The sequence below is a fragment of the Streptomyces sp. NPDC059009 genome, from assembly GCF_042740175.1.
Classification (GTDB): Bacteria; Actinomycetota; Actinomycetes; order Streptomycetales; family Streptomycetaceae; genus Streptomyces.
This window is the reverse complement of record NZ_JBHYJB010000016.1, coordinates 82,650-107,602: the sequence shown is the minus strand read 5'-3', so window position 1 is coordinate 107,602 and position 24,953 is coordinate 82,650. Positions and strand designations below refer to the sequence as shown.

Annotated in this window: 25 protein-coding genes, 1 other RNA gene and 1 pseudogene; 15 read left to right on the top strand and 12 right to left on the bottom strand. The window is 72.0% G+C overall.

What is annotated here, in order from left to right; all coding sequences use genetic code 11:
• Positions 1 to 68: 68 nt before the first annotated feature.
• From ACFWYM_RS18145 to rnpB, 5 genes and pseudogenes are all read left to right on the top strand, one after another.
• On the top strand, positions 69 to 515 hold the full coding sequence (locus ACFWYM_RS18145) for a DUF4260 family protein (protein WP_384837427.1): 447 nt from the start codon (positions 69 to 71) through the stop codon (positions 513 to 515).
• On the top strand, positions 478 to 1,032 hold the full coding sequence (locus ACFWYM_RS18140; RefSeq protein WP_384837425.1) for a TetR/AcrR family transcriptional regulator: 555 nt from the start codon (positions 478 to 480) through the stop codon (positions 1,030 to 1,032). The genes ACFWYM_RS18145 and ACFWYM_RS18140 overlap by 38 nt, the downstream gene beginning before the upstream one ends.
• Positions 1,033 to 1,089: 57 nt before the next feature.
• Positions 1,090 to 1,947, top strand: coding sequence for an AraC family transcriptional regulator (locus ACFWYM_RS18135; protein ID WP_384837422.1), 858 nt, complete (start codon positions 1,090 to 1,092; stop codon positions 1,945 to 1,947).
• A gap of 111 nt (positions 1,948 to 2,058) precedes the next feature.
• Positions 2,059 to 2,886, top strand: a pseudogene (locus ACFWYM_RS18130) (DMT family transporter); the annotation flags it as partial.
• A 70-nt stretch (positions 2,887 to 2,956) separates the two neighbouring features.
• An RNA gene (gene rnpB / locus ACFWYM_RS18125) (RNase P RNA component class A) lies at positions 2,957 to 3,371 on the top strand.
• Between the two features lie 21 nt (positions 3,372 to 3,392).
• Here rnpB and ACFWYM_RS18120 read toward each other — a convergent pair.
• The gene (locus ACFWYM_RS18120) at positions 3,393 to 3,902 is read right to left on the bottom strand and encodes a hypothetical protein (RefSeq protein ID WP_384837419.1); all 510 of its coding nucleotides are present in this window, start codon (positions 3,900 to 3,902) and stop codon (positions 3,393 to 3,395) included.
• 38 nt (positions 3,903 to 3,940) lie between these two features.
• Entirely contained in the window at positions 3,941 to 4,717 is a 777-nt protein-coding gene (locus tag ACFWYM_RS18115; protein ID WP_384837416.1) for an SDR family NAD(P)-dependent oxidoreductase, read from the bottom strand.
• 144 nt (positions 4,718 to 4,861) lie between these two features.
• On the opposite strand from ACFWYM_RS18115, the gene ACFWYM_RS18110 reads away from it, so the two are divergent.
• Both ACFWYM_RS18110 and ACFWYM_RS18105 read left to right on the top strand, forming a co-directional pair.
• Positions 4,862 to 5,407: a MarR family winged helix-turn-helix transcriptional regulator gene (locus tag ACFWYM_RS18110; RefSeq protein WP_384837413.1), complete on the top strand. Its 546-nt coding sequence runs from the start codon at positions 4,862 to 4,864 to the stop codon at positions 5,405 to 5,407.
• Positions 5,408 to 5,638: 231 nt separating this feature from the next.
• On the top strand, positions 5,639 to 6,115 hold the full coding sequence (locus ACFWYM_RS18105) for a hypothetical protein (protein ID WP_384837410.1): 477 nt from the start codon (positions 5,639 to 5,641) through the stop codon (positions 6,113 to 6,115).
• 154 nt (positions 6,116 to 6,269) lie between these two features.
• On the opposite strand, the gene ACFWYM_RS18100 is transcribed toward ACFWYM_RS18105, so the two are convergent.
• Complete coding sequence (locus tag ACFWYM_RS18100; protein ID WP_384837407.1) at positions 6,270 to 7,100, bottom strand: SAM-dependent methyltransferase; 831 nt, start codon at positions 7,098 to 7,100, stop codon at positions 6,270 to 6,272.
• Positions 7,101 to 7,271: 171 nt separating this feature from the next.
• On the opposite strand from ACFWYM_RS18100, the gene ACFWYM_RS18095 reads away from it, so the two are divergent.
• Entirely contained in the window at positions 7,272 to 7,595 is a 324-nt protein-coding gene (locus ACFWYM_RS18095; protein ID WP_384837404.1) for a nuclear transport factor 2 family protein, read from the top strand.
• A gap of 46 nt (positions 7,596 to 7,641) precedes the next feature.
• Here the strand turns inward: ACFWYM_RS18095 and ACFWYM_RS18090 are convergent, their stop codons facing one another.
• Entirely contained in the window at positions 7,642 to 8,466 is an 825-nt protein-coding gene (locus tag ACFWYM_RS18090) for an SDR family oxidoreductase (RefSeq protein WP_384837401.1), read from the bottom strand.
• 145 nt (positions 8,467 to 8,611) lie between these two features.
• Between ACFWYM_RS18090 and ACFWYM_RS18085 the strand changes: the two genes are divergently transcribed.
• The 5 genes from ACFWYM_RS18085 to ACFWYM_RS18065 all read left to right on the top strand — a co-directional run bounded on the left by ACFWYM_RS18085 (position 8,612) and on the right by ACFWYM_RS18065 (position 16,157).
• Positions 8,612 to 10,255 (top strand): alkaline phosphatase D family protein, encoded by a 1,644-nt coding sequence (locus ACFWYM_RS18085; RefSeq protein ID WP_384837398.1) that lies wholly within the window; start codon positions 8,612 to 8,614, stop codon positions 10,253 to 10,255.
• Positions 10,256 to 10,490: 235 nt separating this feature from the next.
• Positions 10,491 to 11,780: a Bcr/CflA family multidrug efflux MFS transporter gene (locus ACFWYM_RS18080; protein WP_384837395.1), complete on the top strand. Its 1,290-nt coding sequence runs from the start codon at positions 10,491 to 10,493 to the stop codon at positions 11,778 to 11,780.
• A gap of 62 nt (positions 11,781 to 11,842) precedes the next feature.
• On the top strand, positions 11,843 to 12,949 hold the full coding sequence (locus tag ACFWYM_RS18075) for a serine hydrolase domain-containing protein (RefSeq protein WP_384837393.1): 1,107 nt from the start codon (positions 11,843 to 11,845) through the stop codon (positions 12,947 to 12,949).
• A complete protein-coding gene (locus tag ACFWYM_RS18070) occupies positions 12,942 to 13,937 on the top strand; it encodes a small ribosomal subunit Rsm22 family protein (protein ID WP_384837390.1) in 996 nt (331 codons plus the stop codon). Before ACFWYM_RS18075 ends, ACFWYM_RS18070 begins: the two co-directional genes overlap by 8 nt.
• 135 nt (positions 13,938 to 14,072) lie before the next feature.
• Positions 14,073 to 16,157, top strand: coding sequence for a glycoside hydrolase (locus ACFWYM_RS18065; RefSeq protein WP_384837387.1), 2,085 nt, complete (start codon positions 14,073 to 14,075; stop codon positions 16,155 to 16,157).
• A 3-nt stretch (positions 16,158 to 16,160) separates the two neighbouring features.
• Here the strand turns inward: ACFWYM_RS18065 and ddaH are convergent, their stop codons facing one another.
• Entirely contained in the window at positions 16,161 to 16,982 is an 822-nt protein-coding gene (gene ddaH / locus ACFWYM_RS18060) for a dimethylargininase (RefSeq protein WP_384837598.1), read from the bottom strand.
• 111 nt (positions 16,983 to 17,093) lie between these two features.
• Positions 17,094 to 17,276, bottom strand: a complete 183-nt coding sequence (locus tag ACFWYM_RS18055) for a DUF6243 family protein (RefSeq protein ID WP_384837384.1) — start codon at positions 17,274 to 17,276, stop codon at positions 17,094 to 17,096.
• A gap of 170 nt (positions 17,277 to 17,446) precedes the next feature.
• On the opposite strand from ACFWYM_RS18055, the gene ACFWYM_RS18050 reads away from it, so the two are divergent.
• Positions 17,447 to 18,079, top strand: coding sequence for a TetR/AcrR family transcriptional regulator (locus ACFWYM_RS18050; RefSeq protein ID WP_384837381.1), 633 nt, complete (start codon positions 17,447 to 17,449; stop codon positions 18,077 to 18,079).
• Here the strand turns inward: ACFWYM_RS18050 and ACFWYM_RS18045 are convergent.
• Positions 18,066 to 18,965, bottom strand: coding sequence for a glycerophosphodiester phosphodiesterase (locus tag ACFWYM_RS18045; protein WP_384837378.1), 900 nt, complete (start codon positions 18,963 to 18,965; stop codon positions 18,066 to 18,068). The two genes, ACFWYM_RS18050 and ACFWYM_RS18045, sit on opposite strands and share 14 nt — an antisense overlap.
• A 197-nt stretch (positions 18,966 to 19,162) precedes the next feature.
• Between ACFWYM_RS18045 and ACFWYM_RS18040 the strand changes: the two genes are divergently transcribed.
• Positions 19,163 to 19,915 (top strand): bifunctional DNA primase/polymerase, encoded by a 753-nt coding sequence (locus ACFWYM_RS18040; RefSeq protein ID WP_384837375.1) that lies wholly within the window; start codon positions 19,163 to 19,165, stop codon positions 19,913 to 19,915.
• Between the two features lie 32 nt (positions 19,916 to 19,947).
• Here ACFWYM_RS18040 and ACFWYM_RS18035 read toward each other — a convergent pair whose 3' ends face one another.
• The 5 genes from ACFWYM_RS18035 to efeO form a co-directional block, all read right to left on the bottom strand.
• Positions 19,948 to 20,934 (bottom strand): hypothetical protein, encoded by a 987-nt coding sequence (locus tag ACFWYM_RS18035; RefSeq protein WP_384837372.1) that lies wholly within the window; start codon positions 20,932 to 20,934, stop codon positions 19,948 to 19,950.
• 69 nt (positions 20,935 to 21,003) lie between these two features.
• Positions 21,004 to 21,354, bottom strand: coding sequence for a hypothetical protein (locus tag ACFWYM_RS18030; protein WP_384837369.1), 351 nt, complete (start codon positions 21,352 to 21,354; stop codon positions 21,004 to 21,006).
• Between the two features lie 70 nt (positions 21,355 to 21,424).
• Complete coding sequence (efeU, locus tag ACFWYM_RS18025; RefSeq protein ID WP_384837366.1) at positions 21,425 to 22,276, bottom strand: iron uptake transporter permease EfeU; 852 nt, start codon at positions 22,274 to 22,276, stop codon at positions 21,425 to 21,427.
• 7 nt (positions 22,277 to 22,283) lie between these two features.
• Positions 22,284 to 23,603, bottom strand: a complete 1,320-nt coding sequence (gene efeB, locus ACFWYM_RS18020; RefSeq protein WP_384837363.1) for an iron uptake transporter deferrochelatase/peroxidase subunit — start codon at positions 23,601 to 23,603, stop codon at positions 22,284 to 22,286.
• A gap of 42 nt (positions 23,604 to 23,645) precedes the next feature.
• On the bottom strand, positions 23,646 to 24,806 hold the full coding sequence (gene efeO / locus ACFWYM_RS18015) for an iron uptake system protein EfeO (RefSeq protein WP_384837360.1): 1,161 nt from the start codon (positions 24,804 to 24,806) through the stop codon (positions 23,646 to 23,648).
• Positions 24,807 to 24,953: the final 147 nt, after the last annotated feature.

Here is a 24,953-nt window from a genome sequence, read left to right as displayed (position 1 = left end):
CGGCTAACTAAGTTAGCCATACCGTTCTAGCTAACTTAGTTAGCCCGCCTCGTCCGAAGGAGCCCGTCATGAGCGGAACAGTCGGAACAGCCGCAGCAGTTGGAACAGTCGTCGTCACCCGCCGCAGGACCACCCCCCTCGTCGTGCTCCGCCGATCCGCATGGCTCGCCAACGCGCTCTTCTGGTCCGCGTTCGCCGTCCTGGAAGGCGTGAACCACGGCTGGCTCGCGGGCGGCCTCGCCTTCCTCTTCTTCATCGCCCCCGACCTGACCTTCCTGGTCGCGCTCCGCGACGCGCCCCGCATGGCGCATGGCCAACTCGCCCCCAGGGCGGTGCCCTTCTACAACACGGCCCACCGCGCCCTGATCCCCGTGGCCCTGATCGTCGCGTACTCCTTCGCGCCCTTCACCTGGGCCCCCGCGTTCGCGGCCCTGTGCGGCTGGCTGGCCCACATCTCGTACGATCGCGCCTTCGGCTATGGACTGCGTACGAAGGAGGGCTTCCAGCGTGGCTGACGACCGCCTCACCCCCCGCGCCCGGGAGATCGTCGAGGCCGCCAGGGCCGTGCTCGAGGAGTCCGGCCCCGGCTCCCTGACGATGCGCTCCCTGGCCGACCGCCTCGGCATCAAGGCGCCCTCGCTCTACAAGCACTTCCCCGACAAGTCGGCCGTCGAGGTCGAGCTGATCGCCCTGATGCTCACCGAGTCCGCGGAGGCATGCGAGGCGGCGGAGGCCGCGACGCCCGGCTCCCTCGCGGCGCTCACCACGGCCTACCGCGACTACGCCCTCGCCCACCCCCACCTCTACCGCCTGGGCACCGAGCGCCCCCTGCCGCGCCACGCCCTCCCGCCGGGCCTCGAGGACCGCGCCGCCGCGCCCCTGCTGAGGGTGTGCGACGGCGACGGGGACCTGGCCCGCGCCGCCTGGGCGTTCGCGCACGGCATGGTCATCCTGGAGATCAACGGACGCTTTCCGGAGGGCGCGGACCTCACGGGGGCATGGAAGAAGGGCACGGAGGCGTTGCACTCCTGAGGAGGCCGTCGAACGGCCGGTGCAACGGAGTTCAGCGCACACGTGAAGGGGGCGCAAGTGGCGGCGGGTACGGGGGAGCGCGGACGTGAGGAGGCCCGGTGGACCCGTGCGCCGCTCGGCCCGTGCCAGTCGCTCGACCTGCTGACCGCCCGCTTCGACCGGCACCGCTACGCGCCGCACTTCCACGAGGAGTTCACCGTCGGCGTCTGCGTCGGCGGCTCCGAGATCATCGACTACCGGGGCGGCAGACTGCACCTCGGACCCGGCTCCATCGTGGTGCTCGCCCCCGGCGAGGTGCACACGGGAGGCCCGGGTCCCGGCGGGGGCTACGCGTACCGCGCCCTGTATCCCGGCAGCTCCCTCCTCACCGAGGGCACCGCCCTCCTCCCGCACTTCCGCGACCCCGTGATCGACGACCCGGAACTGGCCGCGGCGCTCCGCCTGGCCCACCGCGAACTCAGCGCGGACGGCGCCGCCCCGGATGTCCTGGACGCCCTGGAGGCGGAGTCACGCCTGCCCTGGCTGCTCACGGCCCTCGCCCGCCGCCACGGCACCGCCCGCCCCCTGCGCGAGACGGTCCCCGGCGCCGCCCGCATCGCCCTGGAGGTCCGTGACCGCCTGGCCGACGAACTCCTCGCCCCGCCCACCCTCGCCGAACTCGCCGCGCCCCTCGGCCTCTCCCGCTACCAGCTCCTGCGCGCCTTCCGCGACACGGTGGGCCTGCCCCCGTACGCCTGGCTGGCCCAGCACCGGGTGACGCGCGCCCGCGCGCTCCTGGAGGCCGGGCACCGTCCCGCCGAGGCAGCGGCACTCGTGGGCTTCGCGGACCAGGCGCACCTGACGCGCTGGTTCCGCCGGGTGGTGGGGGTGACCCCGGCCGCGTACCGCACGAGCGTGCGCGCGCCAGGCCGCTGACCCCCGCCACCGCTCTCTCCCCCCCCCGCCGCTTACGGGGCGCAAACCCATGGCCCGCCATCCGCAACGACGTTCAAGACCGCCCCCGACCCCCCGCCCCACACTCCCCCCATGACTGCACGCGCCTGGCTCCTCTTCTCCCTCATGGGAGTCCTGTGGGGCATCCCGTACCTGATGATCAAGGTGGCGGTGGACGGACTGTCCCCCTCCATGGTGGTGTTCACGCGCTGCGCGCTCGGCGCGGCCCTGCTGCTCCCCTTCGCCCTGCGCCAGGGCGGCCTTGCCCGTGTGGTGCGCGCGCACTGGCGCCCCATGCTGGCCTTCGCGTGCATCGAGATCCTGGGCCCCTGGTGGACCCTGACCGACGCCGAGCGCCACCTCTCCAGCTCCACGGCGGGCCTTCTGATCGCCGCCGTCCCGATCATCGGCGCCGTCCTCGCCCGCTTCTTCGGCGACACGGAACGGCTCGGCGCCCGCCGCCTCGCGGGGCTCGCGCTCGGCCTGTCCGGCGTCGCCGTCCTCACCGCCCCGCACCTGACCGGCGGCGACGCCCGCTCCCTCACCGAGGTCCTGCTCACGGCGCTCGGCTACGCCATCGCCCCGCTGATCGCCGCCCGCCACCTCAAGAACGTCCCCACCCTCCAGCTCATCGCCCCCTGCCTCCTCCTCGCCTCCCTGGTCTACGCCCCGGCGGCCGCCGCCACCTGGCCCACAACTCTCCCCACCCCGACCGTCCTGCTCTCCCTCGCGGGCCTCGGCGTCCTGTGCACGGCCCTGGCCTTCGTGGTCTTCCTCGAACTGATCCGCGAGGCGGGCCCGACGCGTGCCGTCGTCTTCACCTACGTCAACCCGGCGGTGGCGGTGGCAGCGGGAGCGGCATTCCTCTCCGAACCCCTCACCACCACCGTCCTGGCGTCCTTCGCCCTGATCCTGGCGGGCTCCTTCCTCGCCACCGCGGCCTCCGGACCTGGGAGGACCACGCGCCGGGTACGATGGTCGGCACGGCAGACGAGCCGGGCGGACGGCCGCGTGGGGACCCCTCTCACCAGGGTTCCTCCCGAGGAACGTCCGGGCTCCACAGGGCAAGGTGGTGGCTAACGGCCACCCGGGGTGACCCGCGGGACAGTGCCACAGAAAACAGACCGCCGAGGGCTCCGGTCCTCGGTAAGGGTGAAACGGTGGTGTAAGAGACCACCAGCGCCTGAGGTGACTCAGGCGGCTAGGTAAACCCCACCTGGAGCAAGGTCAAGAGGGAGCGGCCCGTAAGACGGCGGCTCCTGCGCGGACGACCGAGGGCTGCCCGCCCGAGTCCGCGGGTAGACCGCACGAGGCCGGCGGCAACGCCGGCCCTAGATGGATGGCCGTCGCCGCGACGTCCGCGAGGACCCGCGGCACAGAACCCGGCGTACAGCCCGACTCGTCTGCCCCCTCCGCCCCCGAGGGAATCACGCACCCGGCGCCCCTGTGGGACGTGCGGCATGCGGGGGAATGTGCACCCGTGACGCCCCGATGAATTCGTAGATCAGGGCGCGCGAGACCTCCCGCTCCCGGGCCAGCTCGTCGCGGGTCTCGGCCGTGGCGATCCGGCCGATCGCCTCCAGGGCCCGGCGGCCCACGGCGTGCAGGGCCGCCGAGTCCGTGAGCAGCTCCGCGCGGAACATCGCCTCCATCGCCGCCGCCCGCAGGCGCTGGGCCTCGCGGCGCATCTCGTGGAGCTCGGACTCCTCGGAGACGCGCCCGCCGTGCCGGGCGAACCAGTAATCCACCTGGCCGCGCCGGTAGTTGGCGAGCGCGCCCCCGTACGAGGAGTAGGCGTCGATGCGTTCCTGGCGGAGGCGTTCGCGGCGGGTGAACTCCTCCGTGCGCAGCGTGGCGCGGCGCTGGAACAGATGGGTCAGGGCCGAGCCGAGGAGGGTGCCGAGCACGGCTATGACGCTGGTGGCGAGCGGTTCCATGGCGTAAGCGAAGCACGGCGGGGGCGTGCGGGCACGGCCTAACGCGTCGTGTGGGCACCGCCGTTGACGTGGATCGTCTGTCCGGTGATGTGGCGGGCGCCGGGGGAGGCGAGGAAATACGTCGTCTCGGCGATGTCCTCGGGGGTGCCGGGGCGCTTGTTGTGGGTCTCCTCGATGAGTGCGGCACGGCGCTCGTCGGCCAGTTTCCCGCCGAAGAAGGCCGTTCCCTCGACAAAGCCGGACGCGATGACGTTCGCGGTCACGCCGTGCGGGGCGAGTTCGGCGGAGAGCGTGGCGTTCCACGCGGCGAGGGCCGCCTTCGCCGCCCCGTACGAGCCGCCCCCGCGCTCCGCGCCGATCGAGCCGATGCTGATGACCGAGGCGCCCGCCGCGAGCCGGTCGCGCAGCGCCGTCGTGGTGAGGACCGTGCCGAGCAGGTTCTGGGCGAGGTTGCCCTGCCACTCGGCGAGCAGGCGCTCCAAGGGGGCGTGGGGGGTGTGTGAAGTGTCGGGAGTGCTGGAAGTGGCTTGCGTCGCGGGGGCGTTGAAGAGGCCGCCTGCCGCGTGGACCAGGACGTCCACCGATTCCAGTACGTCGGTACGGGCGGCCAGCGCCGCGACCTGCGCCGGGTCGGTCGCGTCGCAGACGATGCCGTGGCACGGGGCGCCCGAAGCGGACAGCTCCTTGGCGGTGAGCTCGACGGTGTCCGCGTGGCGTCCGGTGACGACGACCTGCGCGCCGTCGGCGGCGAAGCGGGCGGCGACGGCGCGGCCGATGCCGCTGGTGCCTCCGGTGATGAGTGCGGTGCGGGGCACGGGTCCTCCTGTGCGGTGGGTAGTGATCTTCCGCTCGCTGCTATGTTTAGGTCTAAACGTAGCGCGCGTCAAGAGAGCACGAGAGAGCGCGAGAGAGTGCAAGAGCGTCGAGAGAGCCGAGAGAATCGAGAGAGGGGTCGCAGGATGCAGGATGACGCCCCGCCCCCGGTGGGTGATCTCCAACACCCTTATCCGGTACGGGAGATCGCCGCCGCCTGGCAGCGCGAACGGCCCGGCACGCCGACCGAGTCCATCGAGGTCGTCACGCCCATCTGGCGCCTCGCGAAGCTCTTCGCCGACGACCGGGCGCGGATCCTGCGCGTGGCGGGGATCGACGCCGCCACCCTCGACCTGCTGTCCGTGATCCGCCGCTCCGGATCCCCGTACGCCCTGAGCACGCGCGAGATCGCGCGCCGCACCCTGGTGACGGCCGGGGCCGTCTCGCAGCGCGTCGCCCGCGCCGAGCGGCAGGGGCTGGTGGAGCGGGGGCCCGGCGCGGAGGGGCGGCGGACCGTCATGGTGTCGCTCACCGGCGAGGGGCATGCGCTCGTCGAGCGGTCCGTCGATGTCGTGCTCGGGCGGGAGGCCACCCTCGTGAGCTGCCTGTCGGAGGAGGAACGGGGGCTGTTGGTCGGGGTGTTGGAGAAGTTGAGTGCTGATGTGCACCGGCGGGTCGCGGGGGATTCCTGAGGCGCGTGGTGAGTGCGGCCGGAATTGGTCGTGACATGTCAATAAGGGGAGGGGTCTGCCTTGCTCCCTTGCGCCACCTGTGCCTCAATGAGCGCGATCCCGGTCGCTGACAGGCCGTCAGGGACGGGATGCAGGCGGCGCTAGCGCTCGACGGGATCACCCCCCCCACCCAAGGACGGGATCACCCCCCACCGACGGACGGGATCCCTCCCCACCGAAGGCAGGCCCCTCATGAGACATGGCACGCACGGCCGAAGGCTCATATGTTCGGCTCTGGGCGTCGGCGCCCTGAGCCTCGGCGCGCTGGTCCTGGCACCGGCCGCGCAGGCGGTCGACCCCCAGACCGCGACCATCGACTTCGACTGCGGCACCTACGGCAAGGGCAACGCGACCCTGAAGGCCACCCAGGACGGCACCTCCGCGACCATCGAGGTGTCCACCTCCGCGATCAAGGCGCCGATCGACATCGGCGCGAACTCCGTGAAGTCGACGCTGACCCTCACCAAGAACGGCTCCGGCACCACGGACTTCACCGGCAACTCCAACCCGGCCATTCCCTCCGGCGGCGACGTCTCCACCGGCCCGCTCACCGGCACCGTCGCCGCGGGGGACAGCCTGGAGGGCAAGTCGCTGACCGTCACCGTCCTCGGCGTGACGGCGACCTGCAACGCGACGTCGGCGCAGGCGCCGGGGCCGTTCAAGTTCTGAGTCCGGAGTTCTGAGTCCGGAGTTCTGAGTCCGGTCCCTGGTTCTGGGACCGGCCCCGTAGCGCTGGGGCCGGCCCGTCAATTTCCTGGAAGCGCACGGCAGTTGTGAGGCGGCGCCGTCCACCACCCGTGGGCGGCGCCGTCCGCAGTGGGGCTCAGCCCACCGGGACCAGCGTGAGATACGCGATGCCGAGCACGTCCCGGTACCCGCGCAGCCAGCTCGAGCGCTGCGTGTCCACCCGCGCGCGGGTCTCGGCGGCCAGCGGATGGTCCGGGTGCGCGGCGAGCCACTCCTCCGCGTCGGCGCGGTAGCCGGACTCGAACTCCTCCCACTCCGCGCCGCTCGCCGTCTCCACCCACAGCGGCCTGAATCCCGCCGCGACGGCCTCGTCCACCAGGTCCCCGAGGAAGATGTGCTGGCCCGCGTGGGCGTCCGGCCACATGTGGGCGAGCTCGTCCGGGGCCGGGGTGCGCTGCCAGAAGCCCTCGCCGAGGACGACCCGGCCGCCGGGGGAGACCAGACGGCGCAGGGCGCGCAGGGCGGCGGCGGAGTGCAGCGGCGGCTCGGCCTCGCTCAGGGCGTGGCTCGCGCCCAGGCACAGCACGACGTCGGCGGGGCCGCGCGCGCTGTCCAGGCCCGACTCCTCCACGAACGCGACCCGGTCCGCGAGCCCGCGCCGCTCGGCCTCCGCACGGCCGCGGGCCAGGTCCTCGCCGTTCAGGTCGACGCCCACCCCGGTCGCGTCCGGCGCCGCCGCGAGGACGCGCAGCATCAACTCGCCCCAGCCGCAGCCCACATCGAGCACGGTGCGCGGGGCGCGGCCGCCCCCGGTGAGCCGCTCCACGATCCCCGTGGCGCGGGCCTCGGAGAGCGGGCCGTGGAAGGCGAGGCGGGTGAGACGGGGCGGGGAGTCGGTGGACGTGGGTGCGTCAGAGGTGTCGGAGGTGCCAGTGGTGCCAGTGGTGCCAGTGGTGTCGGAGGTCATGGAGGCGAACCGTAGTCCGGGGCGGGCGGTGGGGAGCACTGGTTTTCCCGGCGCAGGGCGACGCGGGCGCCCGTCGTGCCGGTCGCACCAGGGTGAGGCCGGCGCGATTCCCGCCAACCTGTTGGGGTACGCCCGGTGGCGGCCCGGCCCGGCCGGTGTGAGCGTGGGCTCATGAGCATCCAGGTAAACCGGCTGAGCGACCCGGCGGTCCGGGCCTTCGTCACCGCGGTCAACGCCCACGACCAGGAGGGCTTCCACGCCCTCCTCACCCCGGGCGCCACGATGTCCGACGACGGCTCCGACCGCGACATCGCCGACTGGACCGAGCGCGAGATCTTCTCGTGCAACGGTCACATGGACGTCGAGAACGAGTCGGACGGCGGCCGCGCGCTGCTCGTCACGTACCGGAACGACACATGGGGCGAGATGCGGACGAAGTGGCGGTTCACGGTGGAGGGAGACAAGATCTCCCGCTTCGAGACCGGCCAGGCGTGACCCGGCGGGGCGGCCCCCGTATCGAGGGCCGGCCCCGTAACGAGGGCTAGCCCCTCCCCACGTACGGCATGGCCGTGGCCAGCACCGTCGCGAACTGCACGTTCGCCCCCAGCGGCAGCTCCGCCATGTGCCGCACCGTGCGCGCCACGTCCGCCACGTCCATCACCGGCTCCACCGCCAACTCCCCGTTGGCCTGCAGGATTCCGGACTGCATGCGCTCCGTCATGTCCGTCGCCGCGTTGCCGATGTCGATCTGGCCGACGGCGATCCGGTACGGACGGCCGTCCAGGGACAGGGACTTGGTGAGCCCCGTCAGGGCGTGCTTCGTCGCCGTGTAGGCGACCGAGTGCGGGCGCGGCACGTGCGCCGAGATCGATCCGTTGTTGATGATCCGGCCGCCCTGCGGCTCCTGCTCCTTCATCTGCCGGAACGCGGCCTGCGCGCACAGGAACGCGCCGTTCAGGTTCGTGTCCACGACGTGCCGCCACGCGTCGTAGGGGAGCTCCTCGACCGGGACGCCGCCGGGCCCGAACGTACCGGCGTTGTTGAAGAGCAGATCGAGCCGGCCGAACTCGTCGCGTACGGCGGCGAAGAGCCCCTCGACGTCGTCCGGCCGCGCCACGTCCGTGCGCACGCACAGCGCCCGCCCGCTCTCGACGGCGTCCGGCACGAGGCCCGCCGTCTCCTCCAGCGTCTCGGCCCGCCGCCCGGCGAGCGCCACCGACCAGCCGGAGCGGAGGAGTTCGACGGCGACGGAGCGGCCGATGCCGGAGCCCGCCCCGGTCACCACGGCGGTCCTCGGGGGTGCGCCCGCGGCCCCGTCGTCGGCTCCGGTCGGGTGCCCGGTTCGCTCAGTTCGCTCAGCGTTCATGGCCCCGCAGCGTACGGGAGGCTGGACACCGCGGGCATCACCCATCCGCCATCCGGCTGTTGTGTACGTGACAGAATTCCGTCGTCCCCAGGACCCCGTGCCCTCCTGTACTTGCCCCTGACACCAATCGTCAGGGGAGGGGCACATGACGTACGCAGGTCAGCCCGCAGCACAGCACGCACCCGAACTCCGCGCCGCCGCGCGCCACTTGGGCCGCCGCGGGTTCCTCACCGGCACCGCGGCCGCCGCCGCGCTCGCCTTCGCCACCAATCTGCCCACCGCGGGCGTCGCGGCCGCCGCCGAGCTGGACGCGCGGGGCATCAAGGCCGACCCGTTCACGCTGGGCGTCGCGTCCGGCGACCCGCTGCCCGGCTCCGTCATCCTGTGGACCCGCCTCGCCCCGTACCCGTACGAGCCGGGCAGCGGGCTGCCGCAGCAGCGCGTCACCGTCGACTGGGAGCTGGCCCACGACGCCCGCTTCCGCCGCATGGCCCGCAGAGGGACCGTCACCGCGCACCCCGAGTTCAACCACGCCGTGCACGTCGAGGTGGACCACCTGGAGGCCGGGCGCGTCTACTACTTCCGCTTCCGCGTCGGGAAGTGGGTGAGCGAGACGGGCCGCACCCGCACCGCGCCCGCCGCCGGGTCCCGCCCCGCCGGTCTGACCCTCGCCGCGGTCTCCTGCCAGGCGTACCACGACGGCTACTTCACCGCGTACAAGCACCTGGCGCAGGACGACGTCGACGTGGTCTTCCACCTCGGCGACTACCTCTACGAGTACGCGGTGAACGCGGTCGGCGGCGCCCGCAACTACACGGACCGCACGCTGCCCGCGCACTTCAACAAGGAGACCCTGACGCTGGCGGACTACCGCCTGCGCTACGCCCTCTACAAGTCCGACCCGGACCTGCGGGCCGCGCACGCCGCGCACCCCTTCGCCGTCACCTGGGACGACCACGAGACCGAGAACAACTACGCGGACGAGACCAGCGAGAACGACGACCCGCCCGCCGAGTTCCTGCTGCGCCGCGCCTCCGCGTACCGCGCGTACTGGGAGAACCAGCCGCTGCGCCGCGCCCAGCTCCCCTCGGGCCCCGACGCGCAGCTCTACCGGCGTCTCGTCTGGGGCCGCCTCGCGCAGTTCGACATCCTCGACACCCGCCAGTACCGCTCGGACCAGGCGTACGGGGACGGGGCGCACATACCCGGGCCCGAGTCCCTCGACCCGGCGCGGACCATCACCGGGGCCACGCAGGAGCGCTGGCTCATCGACGGCTGGCGCCGCTCGCACGCCCTGTGGAACGTCGTCCCCCAGCAAGTCACCTTCTCCGAGCGGAAGCTGGACCTGAACCCGGTGGCGAAGGTGTCGATGGACGCCTGGGACGGGTACGTGGCGTCGCGGCAGCGGGTGCTTGCGGGCGCGCGGGCGGCGGACGTGGAGAACCTGATGGTCCTCACCGGGGACGTGCACGTCGGGTACGCCTTCGACGTGAAGGCGGACTTCGCCGATCCGTCGTCGAAGGTGGTCGGCACGGAGATCGTCGCGACGTCGATCGCGAGCGGGAAGGACGGGGCGGACAAGCCCGCGAACTGGGACACGTACATGAAGGCCAACCCGCATCTGAAGTTCTACAACGGGCGGCGGGGCTATGTGACGGTCGGGTTCGGGCGGGAGTCGGCGCGGGCCGACTTCAAGACGGTGAGCGCGGTGACCTCGCCGGGGGCGCCGATCGCGACGGCGGCGTCGTTCGTGACGGAGGCGGGCAACCCCCGGCTGCACCCCGCGTAGCCTCCGGCGGTCTTTTCCCCAACCCCGCCCCTTCCCGAAATCCCGCTCCCGCGGGCCTGGGGACAGCCCGTCCGGCGATCGAGGACGAGCCGCGTCAGCGGCGACAAGGGGTGCCCCAGGGCCGACGGAGTCGGCTGGTTCGGGAAAGGGCGGGATCGGGGAAAGAGCACCCCTCCTCAGCTGCGACCATGGATGGTCGAGCCAACCAAGCAGAACCATGAGGGAGGGGCGCACGATGCCGGAGAGTGCACCAGAGACGGCGATAGCGAGGGCGACGGGGGCCAAGAACCCCGTCGCCGCCCGCCGCGTGGCGACCGGCGCCCTCGTCACCCTCGTCCTCGGCGGCCTGACCGCCACCCCGCCCCTCTCCATGGACATGTACCTCCCCGCGCTCCCGGAGGTCACCGACTCACTGCACGCCCCCGCCGCCACCATCCAGCTCACCCTCACCGCCTGCCTCCTCGGCATGGCCCTCGGCCAGCTCGTGGTCGGTCCGATGAGCGACAAGTGGGGGAGGCGCAGGCCCCTCCTCGGGGGGCTGCTCGTCTACATCGTCGCCACCGCCATCTGCGCCCTCGCCCCGAACGCCGAGCTCCTCATCGCCTTCCGCCTCCTCCAGGGCCTGGCCGGAGCCGCCGGGATCGTGATCGCGCGCGCCGTCGTCCGCGACCTCTACGACGGGGTGGAGATGGCGCGGTTCTTCTCCACGCTGATGCTGATCTCCGGTGTCGCGCCCGTCGTCGCGCCGCTCATCGGCGGGCAGGTGCTGCGCGTCACCGACTGGCGCGGCGTCTTCGTCGTGCTCACCGGCGTCGGCATCGCGCTCACGCTGCTGGTGTGGCGGGCCCTGCCCGAGACGCTGCCCCCGGAGCGGCGGCACAGCGGCGGCACCGGCGCCGCCCTGCGCACCATGGGCGGACTCCTCAAGGACCGCGTCTTCAGCGGCTACATGATCGCGGGCGGCTTCGCCTTCGCCGCCCTGTTCGCGTACATCTCGGCCTCCCCGTTCGTCATCCAGGAGATCTACGGGGCCTCGCCGCAGACCTTCAGCCTGCTCTTCGGGATCAACTCCGTCGGACTGATCGTCGCCGGGCAGATCAACGGGAAGGTCCTTGTCGGCCGGGTCAGCCTCGACAAGGTGCTCGGGCTCGGGCTCGCCCTCATCGCCCTCGCCTCCGTCGCGCTGCTGCTCATGGCGAGCGGGGTGTTCGGCGACGACATCGGGCTCTTCCCGATCGCGGCCGGGCTCTTCGTGCTGATGTCCTCCATGGGGCTCGCGATGCCCAACACCCAGTCCCTCGCCCTGACCCGCACCCCGCACGCCGCCGGCTCCGCGTCGGCGCTGCTCGGCACCACCTCCTTCCTCGTCGGCGCGGTCGCTTCGCCGCTCGTCGGCATCGCGGGCGAGGACACCGCCGTGCCGATGGCCGTCGTCCAGTTGGCCTGCGCACTGGCGGCCATCGCCTGCTTCGTGGGACTGTGCCGCCCCTGGCAGCACACGTCCCGCGAGGAGGCGGAGCACTGAGCGCAGCACCCCGTTCCCTGCGGCCCGGCACCCCGGAGCGCGCGGGTCTCGACCCGGAGGAGATGCGTCAGCTCGTACGCGAGGTCCGCGCGCTGACCCACGGCCCGCGCCCCTGGTGCGCGGGCGCCGTGGTGCTCGCCGGCCGCGGCCCGGTCATCGCCGTCGAGGAGGCGGCGGGCTGGGCGGTGCGCTACACCGCGTACGACGAGGAGACCGACAGCGGCGTCGAGCTGCCGCCGGGACTGCGCACCCCGATGCGCACCGGCACGCCCTTCGACCTCGCCTCGCTCACCAAACTGTTCACGACGGTCGCCGCCGTCCAGCAGCTGGAGCGCGGCGCGCTGCGCCTGGACGCGTGCGCCGCGGCCTACGTCCCCGAGCTCACCGCCGCCGCCCGGCACGGCATCACGGTCCGCCACCTCCTCACCCACACCTCCGGGCTGCGCCCCGAACTCCCCCTGTACGCCTGCCCGGACGCCCCCGCCCGCACCGCCGCCCTGCGCGCCGAGGCCCCGCTCACCGAGCCGGGCGGCACCTACGTCTACTCCGACCTGAACCTGCTGCTGCTCCAGCAGGTCCTGGAGCGGATCACCGGCCGCACCCTCGACGTCCTCGTCCGCGACGGCATCACCCGCCCCCTCGGCATGACCGCCACTGCCTTCGGCCGCCGTCCCGACGCCGCCGCCACCGAGGACCAGCGCACCCCGTGGGCCAAGGCCGACCGGGGGCCGCTGCGCGGCGAGGTGCACGACGAGAACGCCTGGGCGCTCGGCGGCGTCGCCGGCCACGCCGGTCTCTTCTCCACCGCCCGCGACCTCGCCGTGTTCTGCCGCACCCTGCTCTGCGGCGGCTCCTACGGGCGGGCCCGCATCCTCGGCGCCGACCACGTGGAGCTGATGCTGGCGGCGCCCGGCCTCGGCTTCGGCGTCGACCAGGAGTGGTTCATGGGCGAGCTCGCGGGGCGCGGCGCGGCGGGCCACACCGGGTTCACCGGCACGTCCCTGGTCCTGGACCGGGCCACCGACACGTTCCTGGTGCTCCTCGCCAACACGGTGCACCCGAGGCGGCGCCCGCCGGACAACGGACCACGGGCCAGGGCGGCCACCAGGCTGGCCCGGGCGGCCGCGGCACCCACCCCCGCCAGACGCCTAGAATCACCGGGTGAGTGACGTCGTTTCCCCAGCTGAGACCCTGCGCACGGCCCTGGCGGGGCTGCTCGCCGACCTTCCGCCCCGGCAGGCGGCCCAGGCCGTGGACCGGCTGATCGCGAACTACCGGGGACGCACCCCCACCGACGCCCCGGTCCTGCGCGACCGCGCCGACGTCGCGGCCTACGCGGCGTACCGCATGCCCGCCACCTTCGAAGCCGTACGGTCGGCCCTCACCGCCCTCGCCGACGCGGCACCCGCCGACTGGGCCCCCGCAAGCCACGTGGACGTGGGCGGCGGCACCGGAGCGGCGGTCTGGGCGGCGAGCGCGACGTGGGACGGCAAGCGCCCGGTCACGGTCCTGGACTGGGCCGACCCCGCACTCACCCTCGGCCGCCAACTGGCCGCCGCCCTGCCCCAGTTGACGGAGACCGACTGGCGCCGCGCCCGCATCGGCTCGGCCCTCGCCCTCGACCCCGCCGACCTGGTGACGGTCTCGTACGTCCTGAACGAGCTCACCGAGGGCGACCGTCACGCCGTCGTGGACGCGGCCGCCCGCGCCGGACAGGCCGTCGTCATCGTCGAACCGGGCACCCCCGACGGCTACACGCGCATCATCGAGGCCCGGACCCGCCTGCTCGCGGCGGGCTTCCACATCGCGGCCCCCTGCCCGCACGGCGCGCCCTGCCCGATCGTCCCCGGCACGGACTGGTGCCACTTCTCGGCCCGGGTCAGCCGCTCGTCCCTGCACCGCCAGGTGAAGGGCGGCTCCCTGGCGTACGAGGACGAGAAGTTCAGCTATGTCGCCGCCACGCGCTTCGACTGCTCCCCGGCGGCCGCCCGCGTGGTGCGCCGCCCCCAGATCCGCAAGGGCCAGGTGCTCCTGGACCTGTGCGGGTCCCCCGAGCCGGGCCTTGCCCGAGAGACGGTCACGAAGCGGCACGGGGCCCTGTACAAGGCGGCGAGAGACGCGGACTGGGGCGACGCATGGCCTCCGGCCGGGAACTGAGCAGCCCGTCCGGCGATTGAGGACGAGCCGTTCAGGCGATACAGGGTGCCCCAGGGCCGCGGAGCGGCGATTCGGGAAGGGGCGGGATCGGGGAATCTTAAAAGTCTCTTAGCCCCACCGACTATCCACATCCTCATGCCAACCACCAACCCCCAGTCCCCGAGCCACGCCCGCAAACGCTCGGAGACCAGGTTCCTCACCCTGAGCATCGCGCTCGCCGTCGTAGCCGCCGGAGCCACCACCTACGCCTTCACGGCAGGAGCGGAACAACCCCACGGCAACCGCGTGGAGTTGAACGTCGACGGGGGCCGGGCCACCGTCGACACCGCGACCCTCGCCGTCACCGCCCGCACCCGCGCCGGCCGCGAACTCCCCCTCTCCGCCCCCTCGCCCACCCACCTCGGCAAGCCGGGCCCCGTCAGGTCGACCGACAACGGCCGGGCGAAGAAGTGGAGTTACCCCGACCGCGGCCTCGACGTCACGGCCCGCACCGACCACGGCCGCCTCTCCCTCTCGGTCACGTCGCACCGCGACACCACGCTCGACTGGCCGGTCACCGAGGCGGGCAACGACTCCGCGAGCCTCCAACTCCCGCGCGGGGAGGGGCTCGACATCCCGGTGAAGGACGCCTTCTGGAGCGGAAAGGGCGGAAAAGAGGGCGAAAAGAAGGGCCAACTGAGCGGTGCGACCGTCGACATGGGCGCCGACCTCACCCTCCCCCTCTGGGGCTACTCCCTCGGCCACGACCGCGGCGTCAGCTACCTCACCCCCACCGACCTCGGCACCACCCTCAAGTTCGCCCAGGACCCCCACGACCGCCTCCGCACCACCGCCCGCCACACCTTCGACGGCGGCGACGGCACCCGCACCTACACCGTCACCCTCGCCCTCACCGACGGCAACCCCGTCGCCCCCGCCGCCGACTACCGCTCCTACCTCGCCGAGCGCGGCCAACTCGGCTCCCTGAAGCGGAAGATGAAGGAGAACCCGGAGACCCGTAAGCTCCTCGGGGCCTTCCACGCCTACACCTGGGGCGACGCCCGCACCGCAGCGGGCGTCAAGAAGCTGCGTGCCCTCGGCGTGGACCGCATGTGGCTCGGCTACGACGCCGACGAGCACCCCATGGACGCGGCGGCCGTGCGGGAGGCCAAGAAGGCCGGATATCTCGTGGGCCCGTACGACTCCTTCGACAACGGCCAGGACCCGAAGACCTCCGACTCGCCGGTCTCCACCTGGCCCGGCACCGTCTACCCGGACTTCTGCGTGCGCCGCGCGGACGGGAAGCCGGAGACCGGGTTCGGCGGCCGGGGCTGCTACCTGAGCTCCGAGGCGTTCGAGCGGGCCGAGTCCCGGCACCACTATCTGCGTGACCGCACCGGTGCCATGCTCGCGAACGGCTCCAACAGCTACTTCCTCGACGTCGACGCCACCGGCGAGCTCTTCCGCGACCACGCCAAGGGCCACCCGATGACCAAGGCCGAGGACCGCGAGAACCGTCTCGCACGGATGCACCGCATCACCGGCCAGGGAAGTAAGGGAAGTAAGGGCGGCCAGGGGAGCCAGGGAGGTCACGGTCCCGTCCTCGGCTCGGAGTCCGCCCAGCCCTGGGCCAACCGGGCCCTCGCCTTCGACCACGGCGCGGCGACCCCGGCCGCGGACGGCTACTGGGCGGTGCAGAAGGACCGCGAGAAGTGGGGCGGCTACTACCCGGAGAACGCCCCGAAGGTGTTCTTCAAGCCCGCCGAGCTGCCGGCCGACGTCGCCAAGGCCATGTACGACCCGCGCTACCGCGTCCCCCTGTACGAGACCACGCTGCACGGCTCCCTGGTCAATACGGAGCGCTGGGAGCTGTCGTACGAGAAGCTGCCCCGGCAGAAGACCACCCGCGCCCTCCTCGCGATGCTCTACAACACGCCCCTCAACTATGTCCTTGACGGGCCGTCGTTGAAGGAGCACGGGCGCGAACTCGCCGCTCTGCAGCGGTACTTCGAGCCGCTCCACAAGGCAGCCGGAGCGGAGGAGCTCACCTCGTTCCGGAACCTGACCCCGGACCGCCTGGTCCAGCGCACCGTCTTCGGGAAGGGCACGCTCACCGTCACCGCCAACTTCGGCAAGAAGACGTACAAGGGGCTGCCGGGCGGCTGTGTCGACGCCCGCCTGAAGGGCGACGACCAGCCGCGCCGGCTCTGCCCGGGAAAGCTCCCGGGTGACCCTTCGTGACGGCTACGGACGCAGCTCCTGCGTGCAGCATTTCACGCTGCCGCCGCCCTTGAGCAGCTCGCTCAGATCCATCCCGACGGGTTCGTAGCCGCGCTCCCTGAGCGGCTCGAAGAGGCCGAGGGCGGCCTGCGGAAGCAGCACGTGCAGGCCGTCCGAGACCGCGTTGAGGCCGAGGGCCGCGGCGTCCGGCTCCTCGGCGATCAGTGCGTCGGGGAAGAGCCGCTCCAGGACGGCGCGGCTCCCGGGCGAGAACGCGGGCGGGTGGTACATGACCTCGTCCGTCGCGTCGTCGAGGACCGCGAGCGCCGTATCGAGGTGGTAGTAGCGGGGGTCGACCAGGTCGAGCCCGATGACCGGGCGGCCGAAGAACTCCTGTGCCTCGCCGTGTGAGAGGGGACTGGCCCGGAAGCCGCGCCCGGCCAGGACGTAGGAGGAGGTGACGGCGAAGTCGCCCTCTCCCTCGTTGATGTGGTCCGGCTCGTGCATGTCGGTGTAGCCGTGCGCGCGGAACCACTCCAGGTGGGCCGCGGCCTCCAACTCCCGCTCGGCGTGGGCGAAGCGCGCGCCGAGCACGCGGCCGCCGATGACGGTGGCGCCGTTGGCCGCGAAGACCATGTCCGGCAGTCCGGTCCGAGGGGTGAGCTCCTCGACGGTGTGGCCGAGCGAGCGGTAGCGGTCGCGCAGGTCTTCCCACTGGGCGACCGCGAGGGGGACGTCCACGGGTTTGGCGGGGTCCATCCAGGGGTTGATGGAGTACGTGACCTTGAAGTGTGCCGGTGAGCACATCAGATAGCGCCGGGGTGTGGCGCGCCGGGCAGTTCGCAGCAAGGAGGGCTCCTCACATACCGCAGGGGCAGTTGCTGCCCATGGTGCGGTCTGAGGAGCCCTCTCGCAGTGAACTGAACGGGTGGTTCGGACACCACCCGCGCCATCCGCTCACGACCGTCCGTCGGCCGAGCGGCCCTCCTGCAATCTGCGCAGCAGCTCTCGCTTCTGTGCCTGCGGGCTGAGCCCGCCGCCCACGCGCCCCGCGCCCCCTCCGCCGCGCAGTGCCCTGCGCGACAGCTTGCTGCGGGTGCCGCCGACGCCCAGCATGTTTCCGGATCCGCCTCGGGTCATGTCCGGCCTCCGTTTTCCGTAGACGACCTTCGAAAGATGACTCGAAAGCCGGCCTTCGAAGTAGCGAGACGTTTCGTCTCGCTAGACCTCCACCCTGGACGAGACGGAGCGTCTTGTCAATGCCAAAAGAGACGGTACGTCTCGCCTCGTCGAGTGCTACCTTCGACGGCATGGCCCAGAAGACCGCCCCTGACTCCACGCGCCGTAGCGAGCGTTCGCGCCGCGCGATCTACGACGCCGCCCTCGCCCTCGTCGGCGAGGTCGGCTTCAGCAAGATGACGATCGAGGCCATCGCCTCGCGCGCGGGCGTCGGCAAGCAGACCGTGTACCGCTGGTGGCCCTCGAAGGGCGACGTCCTCCTCGACGCCTTCCTCGACCTCGGCGGCCAGGCCCACGCGGAGGCCAACAAGGACGGCGAGGGCGCCGACACCCCGTATGAGATCCCGGACACCGGGGATCTGGAGGCCGACCTCAAGTTCGTGCTGCGGGCCACCGTCGACGAGCTCGTGAACCCGAAGTACGACGCCCCCTACCGCGCCCTCGCCGCCGAGGGCATGCTCAATCCGCAGCTCGGCGCCGAGTTCGTGGAGCGGCTCCTGGAGCCCGCGCTCCAGCTCTATGTGAAGCGCCTGCGCGCGGCCCAGGAAGCGGGTCAGGTCGCCCCCGACGTCGACCCCCGCATCGCCCTGGAACTGTGGACGGGCCCGGTCGCGCAGCGCTGGCTGCAGCGAACGGGCCCGCTCACGCACGAGTACGCCGACCGGCTCGTCGAGTACGCGCTCCACGGCATCACGCCGCGCTAGGACTCTCCCGGAAAGGGTCCTCGTTCAGCGGCCAACCGGCGTCCCGCTCGGGGGACTTGAGCCGCTTCGCAGGGGTGCGTGCGAGCCGCCCCGGGGCGTCCGTGATGATGCCGTTGCAGCCGAGCCGCAGCGCCCGGTCGCGCTGCTTCGGGGTGGTCACCGTGTGCGCCCACACCCGCGGGATGCCGGATTCGACCGCGCGGATCAGGTCCTGGTCGCGCGCCTTGTAGTCGACGTCCAGAAGGTCGACGAAGGACGCCCACTGCTCGGGCTGGTCGGTGCGCATCTGCTTCTTGGAGCGCCACAGCTGCGCCAGCAGGCCCATGCGGTGCGCGCGGTGGGCCACCGCGGGCTTGTTGGAGTTCACGAAGACCGAGCGGGCGAGGCCCCGGGACTTGATGGCCGCGCCGAGCGCCCGCAGGCTGCGCGGGTCCTTCGCCTCCAGCATCAGCATGATCCGCCCGCCGAAGCGGTCCAGGACCTCCGCCACCGTCGGCGGCCGCTCCGGGCGCCAGCGGCCCGGCAGCTCCGTCCCGGGGCGGAGGCGCACGTCCTGCCAGTCGCGCCGGTCGAGCCGGTGCACCGAGCCGGACTGGTAGGTGGTGCGGTCCAGCATCTCGTCGTGCATGACCACGAGGGTGCCGTCACGCAGTATCCGCGTATCGAAGTCGAGGACCTGGGCCGTACCGCGCTCGTACGCCGCCGCCAGGCCGGACATGCTGTTCTCCGGCACTTCGAGGGCGCCGCCGCGATGGGCGGTGTAGACGACGCGGGGGAGCGCGTCCACGGTGAGGGGGCCGCCGCCCCACTCCAGGGGGGTGAGGAAACCCGAGGGCCCGGCGAGGGCCAGAGTCATGAGACCGGTGAGCACCGTCCGAGTGACCATGGCGTCCACGGTAGGGGGGTAAATCCCTTCTTAGTACGCAATGACGCGCTAAGTCACCCAGCGGCTGGCATCCGCCCCCGTACCCCGGATGTGGGCTCTGGCCCCCCGGAGAGCAGGATGGTGGGACCATAGGTCATGCTGACGGGCATCACGGTGAGGCATCACAGTGAGGTGACCAGAGCGAGATGAGGGGATAGATGGGCGCGGAGTTCGGCCGCCGCACCGGCGGACAGAGCAGGTTTTCCCAGTGGCTCGGCCGCGGTCGCCGTCCGAAGAACGCCACGGACCAGGCGGACGGCGCGGGCGGACGCGAGCGCCTGCTGCTCGCCGCCGCGGCCGCGGGACTGCCCCTCGCCCCGGCCGCCCACCCCAGCGGCTACCGATGTTCCTGCGACCGCATCGGCTGTCCCACCCCGGCCCGGCACCCCGTCTCCTTCGCCTGGCAGACGCAGTCCACGACCGACCGCTCGCAGATCGAGCGCTGGGCCCGGCACCAGCCGCAGGCCAACTTCATCACCGCGACCGGCATGGTCCACGACGTCCTGGACGTCCCCCTCGAAGCGGGCCGCGCCGCCCTGGAGCGGCTCCTCGACGCCGGGATCGAGGTCGGCCCCGTGGCCGAGTCCGGCGCCAGTGACGGGCAGGGCCGGATGCTCTTCTACACGGCGACGCGCGGCACCCCCGAGGACGAGGACGAATGGTGGCCCTGCGAGCTGGACTGCCACCCCGAGACGATGGACGAACACCCCGGCCTGCGCTGGCACTGCCGGGGTTCGTACGTTCTGGTGCCGCCCGCGCGGCTGCCCGCCGAGCTGAGCGTCGACTGGGTGCGCGGCCCCGAGCATCCGCTGCCGGACCCGCTGACGCTCCTGGAGACCCTCACCGACGAGTGCGCGCGCGTCGCGGGGGAGCCCCAACACGACGTCGCCGCCTGGCCGTTGCGCGGCTGACCGCCGCGCATCCCGGCCCCCCCGGGAGGGGGCTAGGAGCCCTTCGCGCCCGTGAGTCCCTGGATGCGGCCCAGGAAGGTCACCTTGCCGCCGCCGGACTTCTTCGGGTCGAGGACCACCTGGTTCGAGACGCGCTCCAGCGTCACCGACTCCTTCGCCTCGCCCTCCATGAGGGCCTTCGCGTCGCCGTCCACGTTCAGGTCGAGTCCCTTGGCCGCCGTCTGCTTCTCGTAGTGGTGCGTCGAGAAGAAGACCAGCGCGCCGCCGTCCTCGGTGCGCATCGCCACCGGGGCGAACGCGCCGCCGTTCTGCGGCTGGTCGATGTACTGGTAGCCGATGCCGCCGCGGCTCTTCTTGCTCTTGTCGCGGGTCGCCTTCCACCGTGTCGTGTGGTCGCCCGGCGCGAACTGGTCGCCGCCCTTGTTCAGGTACGTCGTGTACTGCTCGCCGAGGTCCGCGGGCGCCACCGCGAGCCGGGCCGAGTCGGCCGGCACCGGTTCGATGTAGCCGTCCTTGTCCTTCTTCAGCGCGGGGACGCGCTCCGGTGCCACCAGATTCAGATACGAGGCGCGCCACACCTCGTCGGGGCCGCTCTTGGTGAAGACGAAGATCCAGCGGATGTTCTCCGGCCTGCGGTTGGTCGCCTTCGTGTCGGCGACGAACCAGCGCGGCCAGCCCGCCTTCTTCGGGATGGAGTACTTGGCGTCGGTGAGCTTCAGCGGGGTCCCGTTGGGGTTGCCGCCCGGGTGCTGCACGCCCCGCGACTTCAGGCCCGCCTGGTTGATGGCGCCCAGCGGGCCGTTGATCCGGTCCGCATCCAGGGCCGGGTCGTACGCCTTCTCCGCCTTGTTGTACGCGGTCAGGAAGGACTGGAGGGCCTCGGCGGCCTCGGCCTTGGTGGCCGACGGCACGACCTCCCGCTCGCCGTGCACGGTCACACAGCCGCTCGCCGCCAGCGCAAGGACGGTCACCGCGGCCGCCGGCGTGCCCAGCCGGCTCAGACGTCGAACCCTACTCATCGGATTACCTTCACCTAGCCCTTCCCGGGCCCGAACCTTATCGGGCCCGGGAAGACAGCGAGCAGCCGGTCAGAGCTCCTGGAGGTACGACTCGTAGACCCAGCCGCGCTTGCTGGAGCGCGGCAGGTCGCCGTAGAACCACTTGTTGTGGTGGCTGTTGATCTTGTAGCAGCGGACGTAGAAGCCGTCGAAGGACTGCAGACGCGTGATCTCGCCGTACTTGCCGGCCGGGCCCTTGCGCGCCGGGGCGCCGAAGCTGCCGACGAGCATCTGGTGGTTCTTGATGTTCTTGCTGCACGCGCTGCCGCCGACCGTGCCCGCCGCCGAGGCGGAGGGGGCCGCGACGAGCGTGCCGCCGAGCGCGACGGCGGCCGCGGCGGTCACCGTGGCAAGGGTCGTCCCGATACGGGAGTTTCGCATGAGTTTCTTCCCCGCTGAATAGCCTGTCGGGCGAGCTCCGATGGCAGCGCCCGTTGAGTCAAGGCTGATCCTAGACACGGGAGTTCGACGGGGGGACAGCGGTACGGATGTTGCGTCCCGAACGGAACGAGGGCGCGAGGAACAGCGCCAGCGTCGGCACCAGGTACAGGAGCCAGACCACGACCTGGACCACCGTCGGGTCGGGCTGGAAGTTGAGGACGCCCTTCAGGAGCGTGCCGTACCAGCTGTCCGGCGGGATCGCCCCGCTGATGTCGAACGCCTTGTTCTGCAGACCGCCGAGGAACTCTGCTTCCTGCAGGTCGTGAACGCCGTACGCGAGGACGCCCGCCGCCACGACCACCAGCAGACCGCCGGTCCAGGTGAAGAACTTCGCGAGGTTGATGCGGACCGCGCCCCGGTAGAACAGCCAGCCGAGCGCAATGGCCGTGAGCAGGCCCAGGATCACGCCGATCAGCGGGCCGTGCGTGCCGTCGTTGGAGGCCCGCACCGACGCCCACACGAACAGGGCCGTCTCCAGGCCCTCGCGGCCCACGGCGAGGAACGCGGTGGCGACCAGCGCGCCCGTGCCCATCTGCAGCGCCGCGTCGAGCTTGCCGTGCAGCTCGGCCTTCAAGTGCCGCGCGGTGCGCCGCATCCAGAAGACCATCCACGTCACCAGGCCGACCGCGAGGATCGACAGGGAGCCGCCGAGCGCCTCCTGCGCCTGGAACGTCAGCTCCTGCGAGCCGAAGGTCAGCGCGCAGCCGAAGCCGAGCGCGAGCGCCACGGCGACGCCGATGCCGATCCAGATGGGGCGCAGCGCGTCCCGGCGCCCCGTCTTCACCAGGTAGGCGATGAGGATGCAGACGACGAGGCTGGCCTCGAGGCCCTCGCGCAGGCCGATCAGATAGTTGCCGAACATGGACTGCTCACGCCTCCTCGGGGCTCTTGGCGAACAGCGCCCGGCCCCACCAGTCGCCCTTGTCGCGGACGCCCGGCGGGATCGCGAAGACCGCGGAACCCACGTGCTGGATGTACTCGTTGAGGGCGTCGTTCTGCTCCGACAGGCTGCGCTGCACCGGGATGAAGCCCTTGCGGACGTCGCGCTGGTACGCGAGGAAGAACAGGCCCGCGTCCAGGCGGCCCAGGCCGTCGGTGCCGTCGGTGAAGGAGTAGCCGCGGCGCAGGATCGTCGCACCGCCGTTGCTGTCGGGGTGCGCGAGCCGCACGTGTGCGTCCGGCTTCATCGCCTTCAGGAACGGTTCGTCGCGCTCCTTGGCCTTGCCGACCGGCGCGCCCTCGCCCTTGTCGCGGCCGAAGACGTCCTCCTGCTCCTGGAGGGACGTCCGGTCCCAGGTCTCGATGTTCATGCGGATGCGGCGCGCCACGAGATACGAACCCCCGGTCATCCAGGCCGAGTTCGCGTCCGTGTCCGTCTCGTCCACCCACACGTGCCGGGTGAGCCGGGGCGCGTCCGTGCCCGCGATGTTCCGGGTGCCGTCCTTGAACCCCATCATGTTGCGCGGGGTCTGCGCGTCCGGCGTCGTCGACGACGTCTTGCCGAAGCCCAGCTGGGACCAGCGGATGGCGACCTTGCCGAAGCCGATGCGGGCGAGGTTGCGGATGGCGTGCACGGCGACCTGCGGGTCGTCGGCGCACGCCTGGATGCACAGGTCGCCGCCGCTGCGGGCCTTGTCGAGGTTGTCGCCGGGGAACTTCGGCAGGTCCACGAGGGCCTCGGGCCGCCGGTCCTCGAGGCCGAACTTCTCGAACAGGGAGGGCCCGAAGCCGATGGTGAGGGTGAGCCGGGACGGCTTGAGGCCGAGGGCCTCGCCGGTGTCGTCCGGCGGCGCCTCGGCGAGCGAGCCATAGGCGCCCTCGCCGACCTCGTGGCCCGCGGTCATGCGGGCGGCCGCCTTCGTCCAGTCCTTGAGGAGCTGCACGAACTCCGCGCGGTCGGCGGTCTTCACGTCGAACGCGGCGAAGTGCAGCCGGTCCTGGACGGCGGTCGCGATGCCCGCCTGGTGACGGCCGTGGAAGGTGACGGCCGCGCCCGCCTCACCGGCGGGCACCGCCTCGTCGTCACCGTCCCGGGCGAGCGCCACCGCGCCGCCCGCCACGGCGGCGCCGAGCGCGAGCCCCGCGCCGCCCCAGCCGAGCAGTGAACGCCGCGACGGGGCGGGGGAGTTGGTGGCCTCGTCCGGTGCCGGCTCCGGCACGGACTCGGTGGTGGTCTCGGTGTCCGCCATGACAGGCTCCTCGGCTCTCCCTGAACTCCTGCTGCGCCTGCGCTACTTGCTCTTGACGACGGCCGCGGCCAGCTTCGAGAGCGGCTCGGCCAGCGCGTTGACGGCGTCGGACAGCTCCTTCTGCTCGGGCTTGCCGACCTTGTCGTACGAGGTGAAGTCGTAACCGCCCTTGTCCTCGCGGTACTTGTCGAGGAGCTTGCTCATGGCCGCGAACTGCTTGTCGAGCTCCTTGGCCAGCGCCGGGTCGTTCTCGGCGGCGACCGGCTTCAGGAGCTCGTACGACTTCTCGGCGCCCTCGACGTTGGCCTTGAAGTCGACGAGGTCGGTGTGCGAGTAGCGCTCCTCCTCGCCGGTGACCTTGCCGGTGGCGACCTCGTCGAGGAGCTCCTTGGCGCCGTTGGCCATGGAGGTCGGGGTGATCACGGCCTTGCCGACGCGGTTCTGCCAGTCCTTGAGGTCCTTGTCGAGCAGGTCGGCGAGCTCCTTCTCGCGCTTGCCGATCTTCTTGTCCTTCCACAGCGCCCGCTCCAGGCGGTGCCAGCCGGTCCAGTCCTTCTCGACGCTCTGGCCCTTGGCGAGGCCGTCCTCGCGGACGTCCACCTTCGGGTCGATGTCACCGAAGGACTCGGCGACCGGCTCGGTGCGCTCCCAGCCGATGCGGGAGGGGGCGTACGCCTTCTTCGCGGCCTCCAGGTCGCCCTTGCGGACGGCGTCGGTGAAGACCTTCACCTTGGGCAGCGTCTGGTCGGCCTGCTCCTGCGCGTAGGCGCGGTAGCCGGCGACGGCCTTGTCCAGGCGGGGGTCGCGCTTGGCGGTCTTGCCGCCGCCGGTCGCCTTGACGTCCTGGCGGATGCCCTTGCCCTTCATGCCGGGCTTGCAGGCGATGCGGTAGTCGCCTGCCTTCACCTCGGCCGTGACGGTCTGCTTGGTGCCCGGGCCGATGTTCTCGCGCTCGGTGACGATGCGGTCGTCGGGGAAGAGGAGGTAGACCTCGGTGACCTTGGAGCCCTTGTTCTCCACGGCCAGCTCGACGTGCCCGGCCGGGAACTCCTTCTTCGACACCTCGCACTTGTTGTCGGACGCGACGACCTTGATCGCCCCGTCGCCGCCCTTGGCGTCGCTCTTCTCGGTGCAGCCCGTGACGGCGGCCAGGGCCGCGACGGTCGCTGCGGCGGTGACAACGGAGAGGCGGGCGGGTCGCATACGGGCTCCAAGGCGGTTCACGGACGGGTGCTGCTCGACTGAGGCGGACCTAACTTAACCGAGCCTTACCTCGGTAGTACCCACCCGTCCGGTGATTCAGCTCTCACGTATCGCGCCCTGCTCACGGGCAGATCACGGCCCGGCGAA